We start from the raw sequence: 26231 nt of genomic DNA on the forward strand, positions 1-26231 counted from the left end.
GCGGCTAGCTGGAGAAGGACGCGTCGGCCGCCCTGACGGCTGCGACGAATTGCCGGATCTTTCCGGCGTCCTTGAGGCCCTTGTTCCCGGGACCGTCGATTTCGACGCCCGAGCTCACATCAACGGACAGCGTCTTGCAGCGCGTCCGCAGGATGCGAATGCCATCGCTCACGTTTGCAGGTGTGAGCCCACCACTCAAGACGAGGTGAGCGTCGACGGCGGGTGGAAGAAGTGACCAATCGAATGCCTTGCCGCCACCGCCATAACCTTCGACATGCGCGTCGAGCAGGATGGCCTGGGCGTGGGAGTAATCGGAAGCGTATTTTACGAGGTCGAAGCCGGCGCCGGCAGCCCCCAGTGGAATGCGGGCGGCGCGCATGTAGCGGAAGCGGCCTGGGCCGGTGGCTTCCTCGCACCGTTCGGGCGTTTCCTCGCCGTGGAACTGGGCGATCGCGCCCTTCACGTGGGCGAGTGCTGCTATGACTTCAGGAGCATCCTCGTTCACGAACAGCAGCACCGGTGTGATGAACGGGGGCAGGCGCGAAGCGAGTTCGGCAGCGCGTTCGGCCGTCACTGCGCGGGGGCTTTTCGCATAGAGCACGAAGCCGATGGCATCGGCACCCGCTTCGACCGCGGCATCCACGTCGGCCTCGCGTGTGAGGCCGCAGATCTTGATGCGGGTGCGGGGAGACGTCATGGAGGTCCATCATACGGAGCGCCGCCGGCCTGCAGCGTCGCCTCGGCCGGCAGACCCCACTTGGCGTCGTACAACGGGCCCAGGAAGTACAGGCCGTCCGCGGAGAAGGTCGGCGCCGCCGCCTTGCGGCTGCGCGCCTCGAGCACCTCGGCAATCCATTCGGGCCGCTCGTCGCCGCGGCCGATGCGCACGAGGCAGCCCATCAGGTTGCGGATCATGTGGTGCAGGAACGCGTCGGCCTCGAACTCGAAATGCCAGCGGCAGCGTTCGCCTTCGCCAACCCGCGTGACTTGGATGCGGCGCAGGTTCTTCACGGGCGACTTGGCCTGGCAGGCCGAGGCACGGAACGAACTGAAATCATGCGTGCCGATGAGCACGGCGGCGGCTTTGCGCATTGCATCGCCGTCGAGCGCATGCATCGACCAGCCGACCCGGCCCGAATCCAGGCTGGGCCGCACCGGCGACTGCGAGAGCACATAGAGGTAGCGGCGTGCCAGCGCGCTGGCGCGGCAATGGAATTCATCGGGCACCGGGTGCGCCCACTGCACCGCGATGTCGTCGGGCAGGAAGCGGTTGGTGCCGCGCGTCCAGGAGAAGGGTTCGCGCTCGACGTCGGTGTCGAAGTGCACCACCTGCATCAGCGCGTGGACGCCGGCGTCGGTGCGGCCGGCGCACAGCGTGCCGATCTTGCCGGATGGCTGCGCGGCGAACTTCGTGAGGGCCGCTTCGAGCTTGTCCTGCACCGTGCGGCCCGAGCGCTGGCTTTGCCAGCCCTCGTACGCCTGGCCGTTGTACCGGATGCCGAGCGCCAGCCTCACGAATTCAGGGACGGTACAACAACAACCGCTCAGCGCAGTTCTGCGAGCAGCTGACGGGCTTGCGACTTGAGATCGCCGGCGCTTTCGGCTTCGACTTCCTCGACCAGCGAACGGGCACCTTCGACGTCGCCGATGGCTTGCAGTTCGCGAGCCAGCGACAGCTTGACGGCGTGCGGGCTGTCGTCGCCTTCATCGTCATCGTGCGTGGCGGTTGCGGCGGGCTTCGCGGTTTCGGCGGGGCGGGCTGGCAGGCCTGCCAGCGCGCTCATGTCGAACTCGATGAAGCCCGAGTCGGCCGGCAGCGCATTGCGCAGCATGGCGGGGCGGGTGTTGTCCGCATCGCTCAGCGAACCGGGGAGCGTGTCGACCGTCAGCGCGCCGGGGGCGGTGTCGAAATCGTTTTCGAGATCGACAGGCGTGGCGGCGTGGCCATTCGACAGGGGGGCTGGGGGGCGTGCGGTCGTCGGAGCGGACGCGTAGATCGACTTCGGCAGGCTGGCGCTGACCGGTGCATGTTGCTGGGCCGGTGCGGGGGCGGGTGCCGGCGGCGTGGTCAGGTCGAGGTCGAAGTCCAGCGGTGCCACCGAGGGCACGAAGGCGGGCGGAGCAACGGCAACCGGCGGCGCAACGGGAGTAGGTGCTGCCGGCTTGGCGGCCGCGGCGAGGGCGCCCGCGAAGGCGGCCGTCTCGGCCGCGCTGGCGCCGCCGCTGCGGGGAGCGCCCGATTCGTACAGCGGGTTGCCCGGATCGAGATCCTTGCCCATGTCGACCACACGGTTCCAGTCGGAGCCGAGGCCGCCCGTCAGCTTGTGCACTTCGGTGGCGAGGCCTTCGTAGGCACGCACGTCGCGGCGCTTGGCGTGGATCTCGAGCAGCTTGAGGTGGATGGCGGTGCGGTCCGGGTTCAGGCGCAGCGCTTCGCGCAGGATTTCCTCGGCCTGCAGGTCGCGGCCATAGGCCAGGTAGACGTCGGCTTCGGCCACGGGATCGACGTCGCCCGCGTCGAGCTGGCTCGGCGAGTACGACAGCGACGAGACGGTGGAGTCGCCACGATGCTTGGTGTCGACCGATTCGCCGCCGCTGGCGCCGAAGAACGAGTCCTTCGGGATGCGGCTTTCGAGGAACACGCTCTCGCTCATTTCCTCGCGCCGGCGGCCCAGCACGCGGTACAGCAGGAAGCCGATGAGCAGCGCGATCAGCGCCGCGCCGGCCAGCATCAGCGGGTTGTCCAGGAGCTCTTCGAGGAAGGTGGGCTCCGGCGGGGGCGGCGGTGCCGGCTTCTTCACGGCCGGCTTGGGTGCCGTGGCAGCCACGGCGGCGCTCGCAGCCGGAGTTGCGGGAGCAGCAGCTGCATCGGTTGCGGCTGCTGCCGGTGCGGCAGCGGCGGCCTCTGCCGTCGGGGCAGCAGCAGGAGCGGCAGCAGTTGCCTCGGTCGTGGGCGCGGCGGGGCTCGGTGCTGCCGTTGCCGCTGCAGGAACTGCGGGTGCGGCCGCGACGACAGGAGCCGGGGCCGGGGCTGGCGCCGGCGCAGCAATGGGGGCAGGGCTTGCGGCGACTGGAGGCGCGACCGTCGCGCTGGTGGCCGGTGTCGGAACCGGGATGCCCGGCTTTGCCGGTGCCGGTGCAGCCGCACCGGCAGCAGCAGGTGCCGACGAACCGGTGCCCGTTGCAGCCTTGAGCTTGTTCAGCTCGCTGATGTTCTTCGACAGTTCCGCGACGCGGTTGCTGCTGTCCTGCGCCTGGCGGCTCTGGGCGACCTTCTCGTCGGCGGCGCGGGAGGCCGCGCTGCCTTGCGAGATCGTGAGCTTGTCGGGCGTGCTGGCCGCCGCGTTGCGGTCTTCGACGTTGGCCTGCAGCTTGCCCGAGGCCTTGCGGCTCGCGGCCGCGACGTTCGAGGTCGGCGCGTTGTCGGCCAGCCGCTGGCGATAGGCGCCGAAGTCGCGGCTTTGTGCCGTGACCGTGCGGCGGGCTTCGTCCGGCAGGACGGCGGCCGCCTCGGCGCTGCTCGGCAGATCGAGCACGGCGCCGGCGCGCATGCGGTTGATGTTGCCGCCCGAGAACGCATCCGGATTGGCGAGCAGCAACGCGACCAGCATCTGGTCCAGGGACACGTCGGCGGGCTTGTGGGCGGCCGCGATCTTGCTGGCGGTGTCGCCGCGCTGCACCGTAACCTGTTCGCCGCCACTGCTGCGAGCAGGTGCGGCCGCAGTGACCGGCGCGGGCGCTGCTGCGGCCGGCGCAGGCGCCGCGGGTGCTGCCGATGGCGCCGCCACAGGGGCGCGCTCGCGGCGCGCACGCGCTGCCGGGGCAGTGCGTTCGGTCGGCGTGGCGATCCGGGGTGCAATGGGCGTGGCCGGCGCGCTGGTCGTTGGCTGGCGCGTGGCCGGCGGATCGAGCAGCACGGTGTAGTCGCGCACGATCCGGCCGGAGGCGCCGTTGGCTTCGAGCAGCAGGTCGACGAACGGGTCGTTCAATGGGCGGTTGCCGCTCAGACGCACCACGTACTGGCCGCCGGCGCGACGCTGCAGCGTCGCCTTGACGTCGCTCAGTGCCGAGTTGTACGGAACGCCCGCGTTTTTGAAGGCTTCGGCCGTGGCGATGTTGATCTTCAGACCGTCCGCCTCGTTGGCGGCGATTTCGGTCACGTCGATCTCGGCGCGCAACGGTTCGCCCAAGGCCGATTGCACCTTCAGCTGACCCAGCGCAAAAGCGCTGGCGTCGGTGCTGGCGATGCCCAGGGCCACGGCTGCCGCCGCGCCGAGGATGGAAAGCCGCCAGCCATTCGATGGCAGAAGCGGGCGAGCGGCCGATGGGCTGGCCGCAGGCAACAGATGTCTTGTCATGCTGATAGGGGGCGGCTCAGGCCCAGAATTTGTAAGAGGACGTTAGCACCATCACCGGGTACTGACAAGGCAGTGCGCGTGTTCTACCCAGTGCGCGCATACTTACGATCACATCTTCCGTTGCCGGAAGGCAACAGTTTGTGTTTCAAAAGGCCCTGAGCTGCCTGCATCAAGCTTCGAGCAGGATGCGCAGCATGCGGCGCAGGGGTTCGGCGGCGCCCCACAGCAGCTGGTCGCCGATGGTGAAGGCACCGACGTACTCAGGGCCCATCGCCAGCTTGCGGATGCGGCCGACCGGAATGTTCATGGTGCCCGTCACGGCCACCGGCGTCAGGTCCTTCACGGTGGCTTCGCGCGTGTTGGGCACCACGCTGGCCCACGGGTTGTCCGCGGCGATCATCGCTTCGATGTCGGCCAGGGGGACATCCTTCTTGAGCTTGAAGGTCAGGGCCTGGCTGTGGCAGCGCATCGCACCGACGCGCACGCAGAAGCCATCGACGGGTACGGCGGCAGTGCCGAAGCCCGCACCCTGGCCGAGGATCTTGTTGGTTTCTGCACCGGCCTTCCACTCTTCCTTGGACATGCCGTCGCCCAGGTCCTTATCGATCCAGGGGATCAGCGAGCCGCCCAGCGGCGCGCCGAAATTGGCCGTTTCGGCTGCGCTCAGGTTCTGCTGCTTGTGCAGCACCTTGCGGTCGATCTCGAGAATGGCCGACTTCGGGTCGTCGAGCAGCGCGCGCACTTCGGCGTTCAGGGTGCCGAACTGGGTCAGCAGCTCGCGCATGTGCTGAGCGCCGCCGCCAGAGGCTGCCTGGTAGGTCATGCTGGTCATCCACTCGACAAGGCCGGCCTTGTAGAGGGCGCCAACGCCCATGAGCATGCAGCTCACGGTGCAGTTGCCGCCGATCCAGTTCTTGCCGCCGTTGGCGAGCGCGTTCTGGATCACCGGCAGGTTGACCGGGTCAAGCACGATGACCGCGTCGTCCTGCATGCGCAGGGTGGAGGCGGCGTCGATCCAGTGGCCGGCCCAGCCCGCGGCGCGCAGCTTGGGGAAGACCTCGCTGGTGTAGTCCCCGCCCTGGCAGGTGATGACGATGTCGCACTTCTTCAGTGCCTCGATGTCGTTCGCATCCTTCAGCGCGGTTTCGTTCCTGGCCATTGCCGGAGCCTTGCCGCCAGCGTTGGAGGTCGAGAAGAAGACCGGCTCGATGAGACCGAAGTCGCCTTCGGCCTGCATGCGGTCCATCAGGACCGAGCCGACCATGCCGCGCCAGCCTACGAGGCCGACCAGAGGTTGATTGGATGCGTTCGCCATTTCAGTTTGCCCTTGTGAAAAAAGAAAAAGTTGTCTTTTTTTGCCCCCGACTCGTCGAGCCGGGGAGGGGCGTGACGAAGCGGGCTGCGGTTAGCCGGTAATCGTCTTTTTGGTGATTGCTGCAACGACCGCGTCGCCCATCTCGCGGGTGCCGACGCGCTTCGTGCCTTCCGACCAGATGTCGCCCGTGCGCAGCCCCGAAGCGAGCACGTCCTTGACCGCCGACTCGATACGGTCGGCAGCTTCGGGCTGGTTGAGTGAAAAGCGAAGCATCATGGCAGCAGACAGGATTGTAGCCAAAGGATTGGCAACCCCTTTGCCGGCAATGTCCGGCGCGCTGCCGTGGCTGGGCTCGTACAGGCCCTGGTTGCTCGAATTGAGCGATGCCGAGGGCAGCATGCCGATCGAGCCGGTGAGCATCGCGGCTTCGTCCGAGAGGATGTCGCCGAACATGTTGCCGGTGACGACCACGTCGAATTTCTTGGGCGCCTTCACGAGCTGCATGGCTGCGTTGTCGACGTACATGTGGTCGAGCTCGACGTCCGGATAGTCCTTGTGCACCTCCGTGACGACGTCCTTCCAGAACTGGAAGGTCTCGAGCACATTGGCCTTGTCCACGCTGGTCACGCGCTTGCTGCGCTTGCGGGCGGCCTCGAAGGCCACGCGGGCGATGCGTTCGATCTCGGGGCGCGAGTAGCGCATCGTGTCGAAGGCTTCCTCGGCGCCCGGGAAGTGGCCGTCGACCGCAGTGCGGCGCCCGCGCGGTTGGCCGAAGTAGATGTCGCCGGTCAGTTCGCGGATGATCAGGATGTCCAGGCCCGCGATCAGCTCGGGCTTCAGGCTCGATGCGCCCACCAGCTGCTCGTAGCAGATGGCCGGGCGGAAGTTCGCGAACAGGCCCAGGTTCTTGCGCAGCCCCAGGATGGCCTGCTCGGGGCGCAGCGGCCGGTCGAGCTTGTCGTACTTCCAGTCGCCGACCGCACCGAACAGCACCGCGTCGGATTCCTTTGCCAGCTTCAGCGTCGAATCGGGCAGGGGATGGCCGTGGGCCTCGTAGGCGGCACCGCCGACCAGCGCCGACTCCATCTCGAACTTCAGGTCGAGGACTTCGAGCACCCTGACGGCTTCCGCCACGATTTCGGTGCCGATGCCGTCACCGGGGAGAACTGCGATTTTCATAAGTTGGTCCGAGGTTTTTTCTTGAAAACGGAAATGCGGTCGATCACGAGATCATCGTGTGCGCCAGCCAAGGCTTCGATGCCAGGCGCTCGGCCTCGAAGGCCTTGATCTTGTCCTTGTGGCGCAGCGTCAGGCCGATGTCGTCCAGCCCGTTGATCAGGCAGTACTTGCGGAAGGCCTGCACGTCGAACGCAAACTCCTGGCCGTCAGGCTTCACGACCACCTGGCGCTCCAGGTCGATGGTCAGCGTGTAGCCCGGAAAGGCGAAGGTCTCGTCGAACAGCTGGGCCACCTGCGCTTCGGGCAGCACGATCGGCAGCAGGCCGTTCTTGAAGCTGTTGTTGAAGAAGATGTCCGCGTAGCTCGGCGCGATGATCGCGCGGAAGCCGTACTGGTCGAGCGCCCACGGCGCATGTTCGCGCGACGAGCCGCAGCCGAAGTTCTTGCGCGTCAGCAGCACCGAGGCGCCGGCGTAGCGCGGCTGGTTCAGCACGAAGTCGGGGTTCGGCTTGCGGCTGGCCGGGTCCTGGCCCGGAAAGCCGGCGTCCAGGTAGCGCCATTCGTCGAACAGGTTCACGCCGAAGCCGGTCTTCTTGATCGACTTGAGGAACTGCTTCGGAATGATCGCGTCGGTGTCGACGTTCTCGCGGTCCATCGGGGCCACGAGGCCCTTGTGCACGGTGAATTTCTGCATGTGAATCTCTTTGGGGTCAGGCGAACGTACGGACGTCGACGAAGTGGCCGTGCACCGCGGCGGCGGCGGCCATGGCCGGGCTCACGAGGTGGGTGCGGCCACCGGCGCCCTGGCGGCCTTCGAAGTTGCGGTTGCTGGTGGATGCGCAGCGCTCGCCGGGTTCCAGGCGGTCGGCGTTCATCGCCAGGCACATCGAGCAGCCGGGCTCGCGCCATTCGAAGCCCGCGGCCTTGAAGATCAGGTCGAGTCCTTCGCGCTCGGCCTGTTCCTTCACCACGCCCGAGCCGGGCACGACCAGCGCGAGCTTCACGTTCTTGGCGACCTTCTGGCCCAGCTTCTTCACCACGGCAGCGGCTTCGCGCATGTCCTCGATGCGGCTATTGGTGCACGAGCCGATGAACACCTTGTCGATGAAGATGTCGTTCATGGCCTTGTTCGGCTCCAGGCCCATGTAGACGAGCGCGCGCTCGATGGCGCTGCGCTTGCTGGCGTCCTTTTCCTTGTCGGGATCGGGCACGCGGCCGTTGATGTCGACCACCATCTCGGGCGAGGTGCCCCAGGTCACCTGGGGCTGGATCTGCGTGGCGTCGAGTTCGACCACGGCATCGAACTTCGCACCCGGGTCGGACTGCAGCGTGCGCCAGTAGGCCACGGCCTGGTCCCATTCAACGCCGGTGGGCGCGAGCGGGCGGCCCTTCACGTAGGCGATGGTCTTCTCGTCGACCGCCACCAGCCCGGCGCGCGCGCCGGCCTCGATGGCCATGTTGCAGACCGTCATGCGGCCCTCCATGCTCAGGTCGCGAATGGCCGAGCCCGCGAATTCGATGGTGTAGCCCGTGCCGCCGGCCGTGCCGATCTTGCCGATGATGGCCAGCACGATGTCCTTGGCCGTGCAGCCCAAAGGCAGCTTGCCCTCGACCTTCACGAGCATGTTCTTTGCCTTCTTGCCGAGCAGCGTCTGCGTGGCCATCACGTGCTCGACCTCGCTGGTGCCGATGCCGTGCGCCAGCGCGCCGAAGGCTCCGTGCGTGGAGGTGTGCGAGTCGCCGCAGACGACCGTCATGCCCGGCAGCGTCGCGCCCGATTCAGGGCCGATCACGTGCACGATGCCCTGGCGCTTGCTCAGGAACGGGAAGAACGCGGCGGCGCCGAATTCGGCGATGTTGTGGTCCAGCGTGGTGACCTGTTCCTTGCTGGTCGGGTCGGCAATGCCTTCGTAGCCGCGCTCCCAGCCGGTGGTCGGTGTGTTGTGGTCGGCCGTGGCCACGACCGAGCTGATGCGCCACAGCTTGCGGCCGGCTTCGCGCAAGCCTTCGAAGGCCTGCGGGCTGGTCACTTCGTGCACCAGGTGGCGGTCGATGTAGAGGATCGCGGTGCCGTCTTCCTCGGTGTGGACGACGTGTTCGTCCCAGATCTTGTCGTAGAGCGTGCGTGCCATGTCGGTCTCTTCTGTCTTTCGTGGGGAGGTGAATTGTCTTGCGTTCTATGCGGCGAGAGGCTCGGCGGCATCGGCGGCGGCCGCCGACGTGCGCAGATGGTTGACCAATGTGCGCGCGGCCACCGGCAAGGTGGAGAAGTCGCGTGCCACCAGTCGGATCTCGCGCCTGGACCAGGTGTCGTTCAGCGCCACGCTGCGCAGGCGGCTGCCGATGCCTGCCTGCAACAGTTCGAATGCGCGCTGCGGCATCACGCCGATGCCCAGTCCGTTGTCGATCATGCGGCACATGGCGTCGAGCCCCGTCACGTGAATGCGCAGCTTGACGCCGCGGCCCGCCTCCAGCGCGGCCTGGTGCATGGCCACGTAGATCGAGCTGTTGGTGTGCAGGCCGACGTGGTCGAAGTCCAGCGAGGCGGAGAAATCGATCGGCCCCTGTGTGGCCAGCGGGTGCCCGGCCGGCACGATCAGCACGAGCCGGTCGTGGCGGTAGGGAAGCGTCTGCAACTCGTTGGTGCCGTCGGGAATGTGGCAGATGCCAAGGTCGGCGGCGCCTTCCTGGATCGCGCGCACCACCTCGTTGCTCAGATGCTCTTCGAGGTCGATCTTGATCGCGTCGTGCTCGCGCGTGAAGGCGCCGAGATCCTCGGGGAGGAACTGCACGATGGCCGAGATGTTGGCGTGCACACGGACATGGCCGCGCACGCCCTCGGCGTATTCGCTGAGTTCGCCCTGCATTTTCTCGAGGCTGTAGAGCACCGAGCGCGCATGGTGCAGCAGGCTCTCGCCCGCGGGGGAAAGATCGACGCCTCGCGCGTGGCGGTAGAGCAGGGTGGTGCCCAGGGTGGCTTCCAGGTCCGAAAGCCGCTTGCTGATGGCCGAAGCGGCAATGAATTCGCGTTCCGCCGCCCGCCCGATGCTGCCCAGTTCGCAAACGGCCACGAACAGTTGCAGCGACGTGAGGTCGATGCGCCGGGCGAAGTTGCGTTCGGAAGAGGTCATACGGGTTTGGCATCTCATATGGAGATGGAATCCCGTATTTTCCCCTTGTTTTCAGGTCTTGGTCATCGCCATGCGCGATGGCATTACTGTCGTCGCGCGATGAGCGAAGGAGGCGTCACTGACGCTTCTTGGCCGAATCCTCCATCTTTTCCCCTGCCTTCTGGATGTCCTGGCCGGCTCCTCTCCAGGTGTTGCAACCCGACAGTGGCACGGCAAGAGTAAACGCGACCGCGAACAATGCGACGAGCGACTTCATGATGAAACTCCTTCGACTAAGCGCGTTGCAGGCTATCGCCGATTTCCGCGCGCTGCATGTCGGCCAAGACGCAAAAAAGCTGCCCGAGGGCAGCTTTCCGTATTGAGCGCAGGCAGCGCGATCAGCGCTTGCCGATGGGCTGCACGTCGCGCTTGGGCGAGCCTTCGAACAGCTGGCGCGGGCGGCCGATCTTGTACTCGGGGTCGCCGATCATTTCGTTCAGCTGGGCGATCCAGCCGACCGTGCGGGCCAGTGCGAAGATCGCGGTGAACAGCGGCACCGGGATGCCGATGGCGCGCTGCACGATGCCCGAGTAGAAGTCGACGTTCGGGTAGAGCTTGCGCGACACGAAGTACTCGTCTTCCAGCGCGATCTTCTCGAGTTCCTTGGCCAGCTTGAACAGCGGATCCTGCTCCAGGCCCAGCTCGGTCAGCACTTCGTTGCAGGTTTCCTGCATCAGCTTGGCGCGCGGGTCGTAGTTCTTGTACACGCGGTGGCCGAAGCCCATCAGCTTGACGTTCGAGTTCTTGTCCTTGACCTTCTTGATGAACTCGCCGATCTTCTCCACGCCACCTTCCTTCTGGATGTCGTAGAGCATGTTGAGCGCCGCTTCGTTGGCGCCGCCGTGGGCCGGGCCCCAGAGGCAGGCCACGCCGGCCGCGATGGCCGCGAAGGGGTTGGTGCCCGACGAGCCGCACAGGCGCACGGTCGAGGTCGAGGCGTTCTGCTCGTGGTCTGCGTGCAGGATGAAGATGCGGTCGAGCGCGCGCTCGAGCACCGGGTTCACCTTGTACTCCTCGCACGGCGTGGCGAACATCATGTGCAGGAAGTTGCCCGCATAGCTCAGGTCGTTCTTCGGGTACATGTAGGGCTGGCCGACGGTGTACTTGTAGGCCATGGCCACGAGCGTGGGCATCTTCGCGATCAGGCGGATCGCGGCGATCTCGCGGTGCTCGGGATTGTTGATGTCCGTGCTGTCGTGATAGAAGGCCGACAGCGCACCCACGAGGCCGGTCATGATGGCCATCGGGTGCGCATCGCGGCGGAAGCCGCGCAGGAAGAACTGCATCTGCTCGTTCACCATCGTGTGGTTGGTCACGATCTTGGTGAAGTTGGCCTTCTTGGCGGCGTCCGGCAGTTCGCCGTACAGCAGCAGGTGGCAGGTCTCGAGGAAGTCGCAGTTGGTTGCGAGCTGCTCGATGGGGTAGCCGCGGTACAGCAGTTCGCCCTTGTCGCCATCGATGTACGTGATGGCCGATTGGCAAGCCGCCGTCGACATGAAGCCTGGGTCGTACGTGAACATGCCGGTCTGCGCATACAGCTTGCGGATGTCGATCACGTCAGGGCCCACGGTGCCCTTGTAGATCGGCAGGTCGACGCTGTCGCCGCCGTTGCTGAACGACAGCGTGGCCTTGGTATCGGATGCTTTCATTTCGGTTTACTTTCAGAGGTGGATTCAGGACGAAGGAGAGATGGCGGGACGCTGTGCGCCGTCGGTTCGCATCAGCTGCAGCAATGCGACCACCTCGGCCCCGGCCCATTCGGGCTCGGGCTCCTTTCTGCGCAGAAGGAGGTCGAGGAGATCGTTGTCCGACAGGTCCATCAATGTCTCCATCGCTCCCGCCTGACCCACGGTCATGCGGGATTCGTGCCGCTCGAAGAAGCGGGCGATGAACAGGTCGTTCTCGAGCAGTCCGCGCCGGCAGCGCCATTTCAGCTTGCTCAGCGCACGTTCGCTGAGCGGCTGGTCGGAGTCGGCGGCGGTTTGCATGGTGACTTCTTGCAGGACGGGCGTCAGATGGCGCGGCGCACCATCAGTTCCTTGATCTTGCCGATGGCCTTGGTCGGGTTCAGGCTCTTCGGGCACACGTCCACGCAGTTCATGATCGTGTGGCAGCGGAACAGGCGGTACGGGTCTTCCAGGTTGTCCAGGCGCTCAGCGGTGGCTTCGTCGCGGCTGTCGGCGATGAAACGGTAGGCCTGCAGCAGGCCGGCCGGGCCCACGAACTTGTCGGGGTTCCACCAGAAGCTCGGGCAGCTCGTGGAGCAGCTCGCGCACAGGATGCACTCGTACAGGCCGTTGAGCTCGTCGCGCTCCTCGGGCGACTGCAGGCGCTCCTTCTCGGGCGGCACGCTGTCGTTCTGCAGGTAGGGCTTGATCGAGTTGTACTGCTTGAAGAACTGCGTCATGTCCACGATCAGGTCGCGGATGACGGGCAGGCCCGGCAGCGGCTTGAGCACCACGGTGCCCTTGAGCGTGTTCATGTTGGTCAGGCAGGCCAGACCGTTCTTGCCGTTGATGTTCATCGCGTCGGAACCGCAGACGCCTTCGCGGCACGAGCGGCGAAACGACAGCGTCGGGTCCTGCGCCTTGAGCTTCATCAGGGCGTCGAGCAGCATGCGCTCATGGCCGTCGAGTTCGATCTCGACAGTCTGCATGTAGGGCTTGGCGTCCTTGTCCGGGTCGTAGCGGTAGATCTGGAATGTGCGCTTCATCGTGTGTTCCTAATTTTTAGAATGTCCGGACCTTCGGGGGCACCGATGCGACCGTCAGGGGCTGCAGCTTGACCGGCTTGTACGAGAGGCGGTTGTCCGCGCTGTACCAGAGCGTGTGCTTCATCCAGTTGGCGTCGTCGCGGCCGAGCGGCGCGACAGGATCGTCCGCCGGGCGTTCGTAGTCTTCTACGGTGTGGGCGCCGCGGCATTCCTTGCGGGCGGCGGCAGAGACCATCGTGGCCTGCGCCACTTCGATCAGGTTGTCGACTTCCAGCGCTTCGATGCGGGCGGTGTTGAACACCTTGGACTTGTCCTTCAGGCCGATGGCCTTGACGCGTTCGCGCACGGCGGCGATCTTGGTCACACCTTCGTCCATCGAGGCCTGCTTGCGGAACACGGCCGCGTGCTGCTGCATGACGGCTCGGATCTCGCCGGCCACGTCCTGCGCGTATTCGCCGCCGGTGGTCGACTCGAGGCGGTTCAGGCGCTCCAGCGTGCGGTCGGCCGCATCCTTGGGCAGTTCCTTGTGTTCCTTGAGCTTGTCGTTGAACTCGACGATATGGTTGCCGGCCGCGCGGCCGAACACCAAGAGGTCGAGCAGCGAGTTGGTGCCCAGGCGGTTGGCGCCGTGCACGCTCACGCAGGAGCATTCGCCCACGGCGTAGAGACCGTTCACCACGGCGCTGTTCTCTTCACCCTTCTGGATGACGACCTGGCCGTGGATGTTGGTCGGAATGCCGCCCATCTGGTAGTGGATGGTCGGCACCACGGGAATCGGCTCCTTCGTGATGTCGACGTTGGCGAAGTTGACGCCGATTTCGTACACCGAAGGCAGGCGCTTGTGGATGGTGTCGGCGCCCAGGTGGTCGAGCTTGAGCAGCACGTAGTCCTTGTTGGGACCGCAGCCGCGCCCTTCCTTGATTTCCTGGTCCATCGAGCGCGAGACGAAGTCGCGCGGCGCCAGGTCCTTCAGCGTGGGCGCATAGCGCTCCATGAAGCGTTCGCCGTTGCTGTTCAGCAGGATCGCGCCTTCGCCGCGGCAGCCTTCGGTCAGCAGCACGCCCGCGCCGGCTACGCCGGTCGGGTGGAACTGCCAGAACTCCATGTCCTGCAGCGGAATGCCCGAGCGGGCCGCCATGCCGAGGCCGTCGCCGGTGTTGATGAAGGCGTTGGTTGAGGCCTGGAAGATGCGGCCCGCGCCGCCGGTGGCCAGCAGCACGGTCTTGGCCTGCAGGATGTGCAGGTCGCCGGTTTCCATTTCGAGCGCGGTCACGCCGACCACGTCGCCCTCGTCGTCACGGATGAGGTCCAGCGCCATCCATTCGACGAAGAATTGCGTGCGCGCTTCGACGTTCTTTTGATAGAGCGTGTGCAGCATCGCGTGGCCGGTGCGGTCGGCCGCGGCACAGGCGCGCTGCACGGGCTTCTCGCCGTAGTTGGCCGTGTGGCCGCCGAACGGACGCTGGTAGATGGTGCCGTCGGGGTTGCGGTCGAACGGCATGCCGAAGTGCTCGAGCTCGTACACGACCTTCGGTGCTTCGCGGCACATGAACTCGATCGCGTCCTGGTCGCCGAGCCAGTCGGAGCCCTTGATCGTGTCGTAGAAGTGGTAGTGCCAGTTGTCCTCGCTCATGTTGCCGAGCGAGGCGCCGACGCCGCCCTGCGCAGCAACGGTGTGCGAACGCGTGGGGAACACCTTCGAGAGCACGGCCACGTTGAGGCCGGCGCGTGCGAGTTGCAGCGAAGCGCGCATGCCGGAACCGCCGGCACCGACGATCACGACGTCGAACTTGCGCTTGGTGATTTTTTCTTTTGTGTAGGTCATGGTGGGGTCAGATCTTCCAAAGCACTTGAATGGCCCAACCCGCACAACCGACAAGCCAGACGATGGTGAAAATTTGCAGGGCGAGGCGAATACCGACGGGCTGGACGTAGTCCATCCACACGTCGCGCATGCCGACCCACACGTGATAGAGCAGGGCAGCGATCACGGAGAAGGTCAGCACCTTCATCCACTGCGCGGCGAAGATGCCGGCCCAGAGGTCGTAGCCGATGGGGCCGCGCGAGAAGATCAGCTGTGCGAGCAGGATGATCGTGAAGAGCGCCATCAGGCCGCCCGTGATGCGCTGGCTGAGCCAGTCGCGCAAACCGTAATGAGCGCCGACGACGATGCGCTTGGAGCCGTAATTCACAGACATGGTTGGCTCCTTCTCAGTACAGGCCGAACAGCTTGGCGCCGAGCACCACGGTGAGCAGGATGCTCAGTGCCAGCGTGACGACGGCCGAGGTATGGCCGAACTCCTTGGTCACCGCGGCGTGGCTCACGTCCATCCAGAGATGGCGCAGGCCGGCGATGAAGTGGTGCAGGTAGGCCCAGATGAGCGCGAGCGCGACGAGCTTGAAGAACCACCCCGGAGCGAAGCCGATGCCGACGTTGAAGGCGCTCTTGAATCTCGCGAACGAATAGTCGGATGACAGCGACGTGTCGAACATCCAGATGATGAACGGCAGCAGCAGGAACATCAGCACGCCGCTGACGCGATGCAGGATCGACACGATGCCCGCCGGCGGCAGCCGATAGGTCGTGAGGTCCGTGAAGGCATTGATGTTGCGGAATTCGCGACGCGGTGGCCGGGGAGGGGTTGCAAGCTCTGTCATTGGGGGGATTGCTTTCGTGGCTTTGTGACTTGTTGGCTTGTTCTGAGAGCGAACGCTTTTGTTTCTTCTGCGGAAATGCAAACAACGCAAAATTCTATTGCAATGCACCATCGGGCAGCGGACGCATGCGAGTCAGTGCACCGTTGCAGTCGGATGCTCTTGACTTCGCTGCGCTTCGCACGCGTTGTGTGCGCACGCTGGCGCACCGGTATCCGGCTTTCGTCTGCATCGGGTCAGCCCAGCTGGTTTCTGTAGTGGTGGGTGTCGGTGCGATAGAGCCCGCGACGCAGTTCCATCGGCATGTCATGGTAGGTGTGCGCCACGCGCTCCACGCTCAGCAGGGGCATCTGCGGTGTCACGTCGAGCAGCGCGGCCTGTTCGGCATCGGGCAGCACGGCGCGGATCTTTTCTTCGGCACGCACCATGCGCACGCCGAACTCCGTCTCGAACAGCGCGTACATCGGGCCGGGCCACGCGCGCAGCCGCTCGGCGGTGAGTCCCTTGAAGGGTGTGCCGGGCAGCCAGAGGTCTTCGAGGATGGTCGGCACGCCGCCGTAGGCGAGCACGCGCCGCACCTGCAGCACCGCGTCGCCCGTGCGCAGGCCGAGGGCACGCGCCACGTCGGCCGATGCGCGCAGGCGCTTGCAGTCGACGATGGTGCGTACCGCGGGGCCTTCGGTGTTCGGGTCGCCCGCATCGGGCACGAGCTTGAGGAAGCGGTACTGCACATGCTGCTCGGCATGCGTGGCGACGAAGGTGCCCTTGCCTTGGCGGCGCACCACCAGGTTTTCGGCCGAGAGTTCGTCGATGGCCTTGCGCACCGTGCCCTGGCTCACGCGAAAGCGCACGGCCAGTTCCATCTCGCTCGGGATGGGCTCGCCCGGCTTCCACTCGCCCGCCTGCAGGCTCTGCAGGATCAGGGTCTTGATCTGCTGATAGAGCGGACTGAAGGACGGCGTCGAGGGCTCGTCGAGTGTGGTGGGCGTGTTCATGGCAGCGGTGGGGTGCGCCTTGGCGGACCCCAGGAGGATATCTTATATAAGACATAAGACAAGGCTCATTGAATCGGCTTAAAATGCGGCCGGTCCCGCGCTGCGGGAAGGTATTCCGATCCCGCAGGACCCTGGCGCCCCACGAGAGCGCCAACACCGTTTTCATCACCTTCTGGAGTCTTCCCATGAGCAAAAAGCCCGTCCGCGTTGCCGTCACCGGTGCAGCCGGTCAAATCGGTTACGCCCTGTTGTTCCGTATCGCCTCCGGTGAAATGCTCGGCAAAGACCAGCCGGTCATTCTTCAGCTGCTCGAAATCCCCGACGAGAAGGCCCAGAAGGCGCTCAAGGGCGTGATGATGGAACTCGACGACTGCGCCTTCCCGCTGCTGGCCGGCATGGAAGCCCACGGCGACCCGATGACCGCCTTCAAGGACGCCGACTACGCACTGCTCGTCGGCTCGCGTCCCCGAGGCCCCGGCATGGAACGTGCCGAACTGCTGGCCGTCAACGGTGCCATCTTCACCGCACAGGGCAAGGCACTGAACGCCGTCGCCAGCCGCAACGTCAAGGTGCTGGTGGTCGGCAACCCGGCCAACACCAACGCCTACATCGCCATGAAGAGCGCACCGGACCTGCCGCGCAAGAACTTCACCGCCATGCTGCGCCTGGACCACAACCGCGCTGCCAGCCAGATCGCCGCCAAGACCGGCAAGCCCGTGGCCGACATCGAAAAGCTCACCGTCTGGGGCAACCACTCGCCCACGATGTACGCCGACTACCGTTTCGCCACGATCAAGGGCGAGTCCGTCGCCAAGATGATCAACGACCAGGAATGGAACGCGAACACCTTCCTGCCGACCGTCGGCAAGCGCGGCGCGGCCATCATCGAAGCTCGCGGCCTGTCGTCTGCCGCCTCGGCCGCCAACGCCGCCATCGACCACATGCGCGACTGGGCCCTGGGCACCAACGGCAAGTGGGTCACGATGGGTATCCCGTCGGATGGCCAGTACGGCATTCCGAAGGACGTGATGTTCGGCTTTCCGGTCACCTGCGAAAACGGTGAGTACAAGCTGGTCGAAGGCCTCGAGATCGATGCATTCAGCCAGGAACGCATCAACAAGACGCTCGAAGAGCTCGAAGGCGAACGCGCCGGCGTCGCCCACCTGCTGTAAGCAACTCGATCAGCATGCTCGACTGGAATCCCGCGCTCTACCGTCGCTACGAGGACGAGCGCACACGACCCGCGCAGGAGCTCCTCGCGCGGGTGCCGCTAACCGCAGCCGACCGCGTGGTCGACCTCGGTTGCGGGCCGGGCAATTCCACCGAGCTGCTGGTGCAGCGGTTCCCGAAGGCGCAAGTCCTCGGAACCGACAACTCCGAAGCCATGCTGGTCAGCGCGCGCGAGCGGCTGCCGAAGGCAGGCTTCGAGTTGAGCGACATCGCGACCTGGGCGCCGCAGTCTTCGGAACAAGCGCCCGACCTCATTTACGCCAATGCGTCCCTGCAATGGGTGCCCGATCACAAAAAGCTGATCCCGCGCCTGTTCGACGCGCTGGCCCCGGGTGGCGTGCTCGCCATCCAGATGCCCGACAACCGTCAGGAACCTACACACCGCCTGATGCGCGCGCTGGCGGCCGAAGCGCCGTGGGCCGAGCCCATCGGCGATGCCGACAGGCTGCGCACCCTGCTGCTGCCGCTCGGCGGCTACTACGACCTGCTGGCGCCCCATGCCGCCAGCGTCGATGTCTGGCACACGATCTACCAGCACCGCATGGCCGATGCCGCCTCCATCGTCGAATGGGTGCGCAGCACCGGCCTGAAGCCTTTCGTCGACCGCTTGCCGGTCGACCTGCAGGCGAGCTACCTCGCCGAGTACCAGCGCCGCGTGGACGAGGCATATCCCGCCCGCGCCGACGGCAAGCGGCTGCTCGCCTTCCCGCGCATGTTCATCGTGGCGCAAAAGGGCAGGGCATGACCCACACCGCCCATCCCGCCGAAGTGCTGCTGGGTGCACAGGCCGGCGCCGTGACGCTGCCCGTGTGCGATCACTACAGCGGCGTCGAGGCGCGCATGAAGAAGAGCCTCGCGCTCCAGGCCGAGATGGCCGAGGAGTTCGGCGCCTGCGTATTCGACGTCACCCTCGATTGCGAAGACGGCGCCCCCGTGGGTGGCGAAGCCGAGCATGCCGCGCTCGTTACCGAACTGGCGCTGGCCGCGAAACCCGGCATGCGCGTCGGCGTGCGCGTGCACCCCGTCGATCACCCCGCCTTTGCCGGCGACGTGATCACCATTGCCGGCCGTGCCGCCCAACGCCTGAGCCACCTGATGGTGCCGAAGGTCGAATCGGTGGCCGATGTGTTGCAGGCTGTTGCGGCGCTCGAGGCGGCGGATGCCGGCGCATTGCCGCTGCACGTGCTGATCGAATCGCCGCTCGCCGTGCACAACGCCTTCGAGATTGCGGCCCATCCGCGCGTGCAGTCGCTGAGCTTCGGCCTCATGGATTTCGTCTCGGCGCATGCTGGTGCGATCCCCGCCGATGGCATGGGGGCGGCAGGGCAGTTCAGCCACCCGCTGGTGGTGCGCGCCAAGCTGGCCATCGCGTCGGCCGCACATGCCTATGGCAAGGTGCCGTCGCACTGCGTGGTTACCGAGTTCAACAACGCCGATGCCATGCGTACGGCGGCGCGCAAGGCGGCCGACGAATTCGGCTACACGCGCATGTGGAGCATCCACCCGAACCAGATCCGCCCCATCCTCGAGGCCTTTGCGCCGGATGAGGCGCAGATTCAGATCGCCTCACAAATCATTGCAAAAGCCGCGGCCGCGGATTGGGCTCCGACACAAATTGATGGCACATTGCACGACCGCGCGAGCTACCGCCACTTTTGGCAGGTCTTGACGCGTGCCCACGCAACAGGGCGCGCGTTGCCCCCCGAGGCGAAAGCCTGGTTTGCGCTCGCGGCCTCCTGAAACCACCCCTGAATCCAGCCTCAAGGAAACCCACACATGAAGAAAATTGCCCTGATTGCCGCCGTCGCGTTGGCGCTGCCGTTCGCCGCACTGGCCCAGGATGCGGCCAAGCCCGCCGCCAAGACGACGGCCAAGAAGGCGCCGGCCAAGCATCAAGTCACCCGCCGCGCCGCCAAGGCCGTCGAGGAAGTCACGCCGGTCAACACCGATACCGACGTGACGCTCAACGACGCTGACCTGGCCGTGGCCCAGCGCGTGTCGACCGGCCGTGCCCAGTGCGAACTCGGCGCCGACGTGACCGTCACGCCCGACGAGAAGAAGCCCGGCTTCTTCACCGTGACCACCAAGGGCTTGAAGTACCGGATGCACCCGGTCGAAAGCCGCACCGGCGCCATCCGCCTCGAAGACCCGCGTGCCGGCGCCATGTGGCTGCAGCTTGGCAACAAGTCGATGCTGATGAACCAGAAGGCCGGCCTGCGCATCGCCGACGAATGCCAGACGGCCGCCCAGGTCGCGTTTGCAGAAGAAATGAAGAAAAACCCGCCGAAGAGCCTTTTCGAAGGCGCCGACCCGGCCAAGAAGTAAGTAACGAAACGGCGTGCGGCGCGGCTCTTGCTTGCTGCGTTGCACGCCCGCCAGCCCAGTTTCCGGAGAAAAGAAGATGTTGCAAGCCTACGTTGACCATGTTGCCGAACGCGCCGCGCTCGGTATCCCGCCGCTGCCTTTGAGCGCGAAGCAGACTTCTGAAGCGATCGAGCTCCTCAAGAGCGCGAATGCAAAAGACGGCGCCTTCCTGCTCGATCTGCTCACCCATCGTGTGCCTGCCGGCGTCGACGACGCGGCCAAGGTCAAGGCGAGCTACCTTGCGGCCGTGGCCCACGGCACCGAGAAGAGCGAGTTCCTGTCGCGCGCCCGCGCCACCGAACTGCTCGGCACCATGCTCGGCGGCTACAACATCAGCCCCATGATCGACCTGCTCGACGACGCCGAAGTCGGCGCCGTGGCGGCCGAAGGCCTGAAGAAAACCCTGTTGATGTTCGACCAGTTCCACGACGTCAAGGAAAAGGCCGACAAGGGCAACGTGCACGCCAAGGGCGTGCTGCAAAGCTGGGCCGACGCCGAGTGGTTCACCAGCCGCCCCGAAGTGCCGAAGAGCATCACCGTCAGCATCTTCAAGGTGGCTGGCGAAATCAACACCGACGACCTGTCGCCCGCCCCCGACGCGACGACCCGTCCCGACATTCCGATGCACGCCCTGGCGATGCACAAGAACGCGCGCCCCGGCATCGTGCCCGAGGAAGACGGCAAGCGCGGCCCGGTGAAGTTCATCGAAGACCTGCGCGCGCGCGGCCACCTCGTGGCCTACGCGGGCGACGTGGTCGGCACGGGTTCGTCGCGCAAGAGCGCCACCAACTCGGTGCTCTGGTTCACCGGCGAAGACATTCCCTTCGTTCCTAACAAGCGTTTCGGCGGCGTCTGCCTCGGCGGCAAGATCGCCCCGATCTTCTACAACACGATGGAAGACTCGGGCGCGCTGCCGATCGAACTCGACGTCACGCAGATGAACATGGGCGACGTGGTCGAACTGCGTCCCTACGAGGGCAAGGCGCTGAAGGACGGCAAGGTCATCGCCGAATTCCAGGTCAAGAGCGACGTGCTGTTCGACGAAGTGCGCGCCGGCGGCCGCATTCCGCTGATCATCGGCCGCGGCCTGACGGCCAAGGCGCGCGAGGCACTGGGCCTGCCCGTGTCGACGCTGTTCCGCCTGCCGACCAGCCCCGTCGACACCAAGAAGGGCTTCTCGCTCGCGCAGAAGATGGTCGGCCGCGCCTGCGGCCTGCCCGAAGGCCAGGGCGTGCGCCCGGGCACGTATTGCGAACCCAAGATGACCTCGGTCGGCTCGCAGGACACCACCGGCCCGATGACGCGCGACGAACTGAAGGACCTGGCTTGCCTGGGCTTCTCGGCCGACCTTGTGATGCAGTCGTTCTGCCACACGGCCGCGTACCCGAAGAAGGTCGACGTCAAGATGCACCACGAACTCCCCGAGTTCATGGCCAACCGCGGCGGCGTGTCGCTGCGCCCGGGCGACGGCGTGATCCATTCCTGGCTCAACCGCCTGCTGACGCCCGACACCGTCGGCACCGGCGGCGACAGCCACACCCGCTTCCCCATCGGCATCAGCTTCCCGGCCGGCTCCGGCCTCGTGGCCTTCGCGGCTGCCACCGGCGTGATGCCGCTGGACATGCCCGAGTCGGTGCTCGTGCGCTTCAAGGGCAAGATGCAGCCCGGCGTCACGCTGCGCGACCTGGTCAACGCCATTCCGCTGTACGCCATCAAGGCGGGCCTGCTGACCGTGGCCAAGCAAGGCAAGAAGAACATCTTCTCGGGCCGCATCCTCGAAATCGAAGGCCTGCCCGACCTGAAGGTGGAGCAAGCCTTCGAGCTGAGCGACGCTTCGGCCGAACGCTCGGCCGCTGGTTGCACCGTGCACCTGAACAAGGAGCCGATCGCCGAGTACATCAACAGCAACATCACGCTGATGAAGTGGATGATTGCCGAAGGCTATACCGACGCGCGCACGCTGCAACGCCGCATCGCCGCGCAAGAGGCATGGCTGGCCGACCAGCAACTGCTCAAGGGCGACGCTGACGCCGAATACGCCGCTGTCATCGAAATCGACCTGGCCGAGATCCACGAGCCCATCGTGGCCTGCCCGAACGACCCCGACGACGTGAAGACGCTCAGCGACGTGGCCGGAGCCCAGATCGACGAAGTGTTCATCGGCTCGTGCATGACCAACATCGGCCACTTCCGCGCCGCGTCGAAGCTGCTCGAGGGCAAGCGCGACATTCCGGTCAAGCTCTGGATCGCGCCGCCTACCAAGATGGACGCACACCAGCTCACCGAAGAAGGCCATTACGGCGTGTTCGGCAATGCCGGTGCCCGCACCGAAATGCCGGGCTGCTCGCTGTGCATGGGCAATCAGGCGCAGGTGCGCGAAGGCGCCACGGTGATGTCGACCAGCACCCGCAACTTCCCGAACCGCCTGGGCAAGAACACCAACGTGTACCTCGGCTCGGCCGAACTGGCCGCCATCTGCTCGCGCCTGGGGCGCATCCCGACGCGTGAAGAATACATGGCTGCCACGGGCGTGCTCGATGCGTCCAGCGCACAGATCTACCAGTACCTGAACTTCGACAAGATCGAAGACTACAAGGGTGTGGCGGACACGGTCGCGGCCTGATCTTCTTCGGATCGCTCCAATCAAAAAGCCCCGCTTCGGCGGGGCTTTTTTGTGGGCGATGCGCCCCTCGTTGCTCAGAGCGATGGCACGTTGGGCTGCAGGTACTCCTGGCCCGTGAGCACCATCTTCGCGCCGACCGGGCCGCCCACTGCATGGGGCAGGGAGGTCAGCAACGAGTTGGCGAAGTCGCCGCGGTACAGCTTGGCGCCCTGGTGCGTCAGGTTGGAATTGGCATCGATGTAGATCGACTCGCCCAGCCCCGACCACAGGCGGCAGAAGCCGTAGTCTTCCGAGAGATAGCGACGCGTCTGCGGGTCGACCATGACATCGAAGAAGCGGTAGTGCAGGCCGAGGTCGGCCTCGCCGATGCTGTCGGGTACGTAGCGGAGATCAGGGTAGCTCGCCATGAGCCGCTCGAACACGGCACGCTTGATCACCATGAAGCCGGTCGGCGCCTCGGTCATCTCCATGAAGCCGTCAGGCTGGATCGTGAGCTCGACCTGCGAAGTGGTCTCCGAAGCTTTGGCGTTGACCGTGTAGCGGGTGAAGGTGGCCTCGAACTGCTGCTGCGTCGTGCCCGCGGCCACGCCGCCATCGGGCCAGTTCTCCCGCTTCAACGGGTAGACGCCGGCCGCGATGTCGTAGCCCGACAGCAGCAGCCGGAAGGCCGCCTGCGCCGAGAAGCCGATGTCGGCGTCAATCCAGAACAGGTGGGTCCATTGCGGATTGGCGAGGAACTGGGCCACGCAGTTGTTCCGCGCGCGCGTCACCAGGCTCTCGCCCTGGTGCATCAGCACCTGCATCCGCATGCCGGCGCGCTCGGCCTGGACCGTGAAGTTCAGCATCGAGGCGACGTAGTTCTGGAAGAACTTGCCGTCGTGACTCGGCGTCACGACCACGGGAAAGAACTGCCCGAGTTCGGACGGGTCAAGCATTGAGGACTCCGTGTGCCTGTCTATCGGGCGGGGCGCTGCATCAGGCCGAGCAGCAGGTTGTTGTAGACCTCGGTGGCCGCGGCGTTGCCGGGGAGGTAGCGGTCGATCAGGCTGCGCTGGCGCTCGCGATAGGCGGCTGCCTGCGCATCATGCGTGTCGATGGCTTCGAGCACCCGGTCGCTGCCACCGGCCACATCGTTGCCCTCGTAGTAGTAGCCGAGGTCCGCGCACAGGTGCGCGTTGTGCACCAGCGGATAGCCCTGCCAGCAGGTTTCCAGGTAGAAGTAGTTGAGCGGGTTCTCCCACTGGTGCGAGACCACGATGTCCGTGTTCTGCGCCAGGAAAACAGGCGTTTCGTGCCGCCCGAGGAACACCGCCTTGTGCTCGCGGACGAGGTCGAGCTGGTTCATCAGCGTGATGAATTCCATGTTCTCCCTGGCCAGGCGTTCGGCGTTGGTGACCTGCAGCAGTGCGATGGAGCCGGGCCGCGCGCGGTAGGCCAGTTCGGCGATCAGGACGGGGTAGAGGCAGAACTTCACTACGTTGATGTTCGGCTCCATCACGCTCAGCCGGCGCGGCCCGGCGTGCGGCTGATAGACGCCGGCATCGGGCAGGGCGCGCGTGCGTTCATCGAGAAACACGGGGCTCCAGACGAAGGGCACGGGGCGCGCTTCGGCCCGTCGCAGCACCTCGAAGTAGGGCTGGCTGATGTTTGCCACCTGCGGAACCATCCAGATGTCGTCGTAGCGCTGGTTCACGAACAGGTTTTGCCCCCAGAGCGGCTTGTTGAACAGCATCGACTCCATGGCGTGCACGTATTCGAAGCCGCAGCAGTAGGACACCAGCCGCGCGCCTCGTCGCTTCAGGTAGTCGGTCTGCGCCGGGTCGATCTGGCCACCGAGCTCGATCAGCACGTCCACGCCGTCTTTGGCGCCATCGAAGGTGATGGTGGGCCAGCGCGCCTGATCCCAGGGCAGGGAAGGAGTGATGGGGGTCGCCGTGGTGTTGACCAACACCACCGAGGCCACGCCCGGGCAGTGCTTCAGCGCTTCTGCAAGGAACACGGCGTTCTGCTTGATGCCGTTGTTCCAGAGGGTTTCGGCCTCGTGGTGGAGGCCGATGGTGATGCCGATGCGAAGCTTGGAAGCGGGTGGCATTAAATTGTTTCGTAAATGTTAATTGCCTAGGCAGACCATTTAAGACCGTATTCGTATATCGAATTCGTCCGGATTTTTGTGATGAATTTCATACTTTTCCGGGTAGTCGCCCTTGAATCTTGCGAAAAAGAGAGGGGGTCGCCGGTCGTCCAGAACGCAGCAGTAAGGGCGGCGATGAGCGAAGTTACTCCCTGTTGGCATTCTAGAAGTTGCTTTTCTGGCCGTAGTACTCCGACAACTACCGCCTCCGGGAAAAGTAACTCTTCTCCTGGTTTTGTGAACTAAATCATCAGGATTAGTTTTCCTGGTCCCGGCGATTACTCCTAAATGTAAACAAGTCCGTACATTCCAGCATTCCTGCAATCAAGGCGCCCGCGTGTGCCTTCAGCGATGAAACCTGGCGCAGGGCGCATCGCACTTTCGGTCGATTTCAACCTGCCCGTTTCTCACCGCGAGCCGAATCAAAGTAAATGAACAAGTCCTACAGAAGCATCTGGAACGAAGCACTTGGTGCATGGGTGGCTACGTCCGAAATCACTTCGGCACGGGGTAAACGGAGTAGCGGGACGACAAGATCCATGCCTGTATTGGCTGCGATCGCTGCCGCATTTGGATTGATGCAGGGGTGGCCGACTGCATCGCTAGCCAATGTTGTCAAAACGAACGACACGTGCACCACCTTTTCGAGCGGTGTGGTCGGTCGAATCAATCCCGGTACCACAACTGACGGGCCTTCTGGCAACGGTTCGCCGGCGCAAGACGGCTCAGGCACGTACTCGGTCGTCGAGGGGTGTAACGCCGTTGGTGGGGGGTTTATTGGCGTTACTGTGGTGGGCGCCTTTGCAAAGGCTGGCGGAGACGGTGCTGCGGCGTTCGGTTTTCTCAGCAACGCGAATAAATGGAGCACTGCCTTTGGCCTCGAGTCCAGCGCAACGGGCATCTCGAGTATCGCGATGGGCTTCGGGAGCAACGCTTCAGCTATCAATGCTGTTGCGATAGGAGGCTCAGGGGGAAATGGGACTACACCGTTGAGCGTTGCCAATTCCACGACCGCCTCGGGCGCTGGAGCTGTTGCCATCGGCAGCAATGCGACCAAGGGAGCGCAGGCAGGTGCATCCGATGCCATCGCCATTGGCGGCGAGTCATCCGTGGTTGCGGCTGCAACATCCGGCATTGCCATCGGGCGCGGTGCCGTTGCGAGCACCGCGCGCAGCGTCGCGCTCGGTGATGGCAGTACGACGGCTGCGGCGACCGCCGTTCCCAGTGCAACCATCGGAAGCGTCACTTATGGGGGCTTCGCAGGCGCTGCACCGATCGGAGTGGTCAGCGTCGGTGGTGGAGTGGGTTCGGAGCGCCAAGTCACCAATGTGGCCGCGGGCCGCGTGACATCCAGCTCGACGGATGCGATCAACGGCAGTCAGCTGTTTTCCGGGCTGAGCACGACCGGCAGCAGCATCGGCAGCTTGTCGACGTCGACGTCGACGGGTCTGAGCACTGCGACCAGTAGCATCAGCAGTCTTTCTACCGGACTGAGCAC

The 26231-nt window shown here is 65.2% G+C and carries 24 protein-coding genes; 6 read left to right on the plus strand and 18 right to left on the minus strand.

What is annotated here, in order from left to right:
* Positions 1–4 precede the first annotated feature (4 nt).
* The 16 genes from PMI12_RS07060 to PMI12_RS07135 form a co-directional block, all read right to left on the minus strand.
* Positions 5–697 (minus strand): phosphoribosylanthranilate isomerase, encoded by a 693-nt coding sequence (locus PMI12_RS07060; protein ID WP_007830497.1) that lies wholly within the window; start codon positions 695–697, stop codon positions 5–7.
* Positions 694–1515 carry a tRNA pseudouridine(38-40) synthase TruA gene (gene truA, locus PMI12_RS07065; RefSeq protein ID WP_007830498.1) on the minus strand — a complete coding sequence of 274 codons (822 nt, stop codon included), beginning with the start codon at positions 1513–1515 and terminating at the stop codon, positions 694–696. The genes PMI12_RS07060 and truA overlap by 4 nt, the downstream gene beginning before the upstream one ends.
* A 29-nt stretch (positions 1516–1544) precedes the next feature.
* The gene (locus tag PMI12_RS07070; protein WP_007830499.1) at positions 1545–4358 is read right to left on the minus strand and encodes a FimV/HubP family polar landmark protein; all 2814 of its coding nucleotides are present in this window, start codon (positions 4356–4358) and stop codon (positions 1545–1547) included.
* 169 nt (positions 4359–4527) lie between these two features.
* The gene (asd, locus tag PMI12_RS07075) at positions 4528–5673 is read right to left on the minus strand and encodes an aspartate-semialdehyde dehydrogenase (RefSeq protein WP_007830500.1); all 1146 of its coding nucleotides are present in this window, start codon (positions 5671–5673) and stop codon (positions 4528–4530) included.
* Between the two features lie 90 nt (positions 5674–5763).
* Positions 5764–6852 (minus strand): 3-isopropylmalate dehydrogenase, encoded by a 1089-nt coding sequence (gene leuB / locus PMI12_RS07080; protein ID WP_007830501.1) that lies wholly within the window; start codon positions 6850–6852, stop codon positions 5764–5766.
* Between the two features lie 43 nt (positions 6853–6895).
* A complete protein-coding gene (gene leuD, locus PMI12_RS07085) occupies positions 6896–7546 on the minus strand; it encodes a 3-isopropylmalate dehydratase small subunit (RefSeq protein WP_007830502.1) in 651 nt (216 codons plus the stop codon).
* 16 nt (positions 7547–7562) lie between these two features.
* Positions 7563–8984, minus strand: a complete 1422-nt coding sequence (gene leuC / locus PMI12_RS07090) for a 3-isopropylmalate dehydratase large subunit (RefSeq protein WP_007830503.1) — start codon at positions 8982–8984, stop codon at positions 7563–7565.
* A 45-nt stretch (positions 8985–9029) separates the two neighbouring features.
* On the minus strand, positions 9030–9983 hold the full coding sequence (locus PMI12_RS07095) for a LysR substrate-binding domain-containing protein (RefSeq protein WP_007830504.1): 954 nt from the start codon (positions 9981–9983) through the stop codon (positions 9030–9032).
* A 115-nt stretch (positions 9984–10098) separates the two neighbouring features.
* A complete protein-coding gene (locus PMI12_RS07100; protein WP_007830505.1) occupies positions 10099–10239 on the minus strand; it encodes an entericidin A/B family lipoprotein in 141 nt (46 codons plus the stop codon).
* 121 nt (positions 10240–10360) lie between these two features.
* Positions 10361–11671, minus strand: coding sequence for a citrate synthase (gltA, locus tag PMI12_RS07105; protein WP_007830506.1), 1311 nt, complete (start codon positions 11669–11671; stop codon positions 10361–10363).
* A 24-nt stretch (positions 11672–11695) separates the two neighbouring features.
* Complete coding sequence (locus tag PMI12_RS07110; protein WP_007830507.1) at positions 11696–12010, minus strand: FAD assembly factor SdhE; 315 nt, start codon at positions 12008–12010, stop codon at positions 11696–11698.
* A gap of 23 nt (positions 12011–12033) precedes the next feature.
* Positions 12034–12735: a succinate dehydrogenase iron-sulfur subunit gene (locus PMI12_RS07115; RefSeq protein WP_007830508.1), complete on the minus strand. Its 702-nt coding sequence runs from the start codon at positions 12733–12735 to the stop codon at positions 12034–12036.
* Between the two features lie 16 nt (positions 12736–12751).
* Entirely contained in the window at positions 12752–14560 is a 1809-nt protein-coding gene (gene sdhA / locus PMI12_RS07120; protein ID WP_007830509.1) for a succinate dehydrogenase flavoprotein subunit, read from the minus strand.
* Between the two features lie 7 nt (positions 14561–14567).
* Entirely contained in the window at positions 14568–14933 is a 366-nt protein-coding gene (gene sdhD, locus PMI12_RS07125) for a succinate dehydrogenase, hydrophobic membrane anchor protein (RefSeq protein WP_007830510.1), read from the minus strand.
* 13 nt (positions 14934–14946) lie between these two features.
* Complete coding sequence (gene sdhC, locus PMI12_RS07130; protein ID WP_007830511.1) at positions 14947–15393, minus strand: succinate dehydrogenase, cytochrome b556 subunit; 447 nt, start codon at positions 15391–15393, stop codon at positions 14947–14949.
* A 233-nt stretch (positions 15394–15626) separates the two neighbouring features.
* The gene (locus PMI12_RS07135; protein WP_007830512.1) at positions 15627–16385 is read right to left on the minus strand and encodes a GntR family transcriptional regulator; all 759 of its coding nucleotides are present in this window, start codon (positions 16383–16385) and stop codon (positions 15627–15629) included.
* A 185-nt stretch (positions 16386–16570) separates the two neighbouring features.
* Here PMI12_RS07135 and PMI12_RS07140 point away from each other — a divergent pair, with 185 nt between their 5' ends.
* From PMI12_RS07140 to PMI12_RS07160, 5 genes are all read left to right on the plus strand, one after another.
* Positions 16571–17557 carry a malate dehydrogenase gene (locus tag PMI12_RS07140; RefSeq protein ID WP_007830514.1) on the plus strand — a complete coding sequence of 329 codons (987 nt, stop codon included), beginning with the start codon at positions 16571–16573 and terminating at the stop codon, positions 17555–17557.
* Between the two features lie 14 nt (positions 17558–17571).
* Complete coding sequence (gene tam / locus PMI12_RS07145) at positions 17572–18360, plus strand: trans-aconitate 2-methyltransferase (RefSeq protein WP_007830515.1); 789 nt, start codon at positions 17572–17574, stop codon at positions 18358–18360.
* The gene (locus tag PMI12_RS07150; protein WP_007830516.1) at positions 18357–19355 is read left to right on the plus strand and encodes an HpcH/HpaI aldolase/citrate lyase family protein; all 999 of its coding nucleotides are present in this window, start codon (positions 18357–18359) and stop codon (positions 19353–19355) included. The genes tam and PMI12_RS07150 overlap by 4 nt, the downstream gene beginning before the upstream one ends.
* Before the next feature lie 36 nt (positions 19356–19391).
* Positions 19392–19940, plus strand: a complete 549-nt coding sequence (locus tag PMI12_RS07155) for a hypothetical protein (protein ID WP_007830517.1) — start codon at positions 19392–19394, stop codon at positions 19938–19940.
* A 76-nt stretch (positions 19941–20016) separates the two neighbouring features.
* On the plus strand, positions 20017–22602 hold the full coding sequence (locus PMI12_RS07160; protein ID WP_007830518.1) for a bifunctional aconitate hydratase 2/2-methylisocitrate dehydratase: 2586 nt from the start codon (positions 20017–20019) through the stop codon (positions 22600–22602).
* Positions 22603–22676: 74 nt separating this feature from the next.
* On the opposite strand, the gene PMI12_RS07165 is transcribed toward PMI12_RS07160, so the two are convergent.
* Positions 22677–23537, minus strand: coding sequence for a hypothetical protein (locus PMI12_RS07165; protein WP_007830520.1), 861 nt, complete (start codon positions 23535–23537; stop codon positions 22677–22679).
* 20 nt (positions 23538–23557) lie between these two features.
* Positions 23558–24694, minus strand: coding sequence for a DUF2827 domain-containing protein (locus tag PMI12_RS07170; RefSeq protein WP_007830522.1), 1137 nt, complete (start codon positions 24692–24694; stop codon positions 23558–23560).
* A 470-nt stretch (positions 24695–25164) separates the two neighbouring features.
* On the opposite strand from PMI12_RS07170, the gene PMI12_RS28020 reads away from it, so the two are divergent.
* The coding region (locus tag PMI12_RS28020) for an ESPR-type extended signal peptide-containing protein (protein WP_272943556.1) at positions 25165–26231 on the plus strand (1067 nt) is incomplete at its 3' end.

This window comes from Variovorax sp. CF313 (assembly GCF_000282635.1).
Lineage (GTDB): Bacteria > Pseudomonadota > Gammaproteobacteria > Burkholderiales > Burkholderiaceae_C > Variovorax.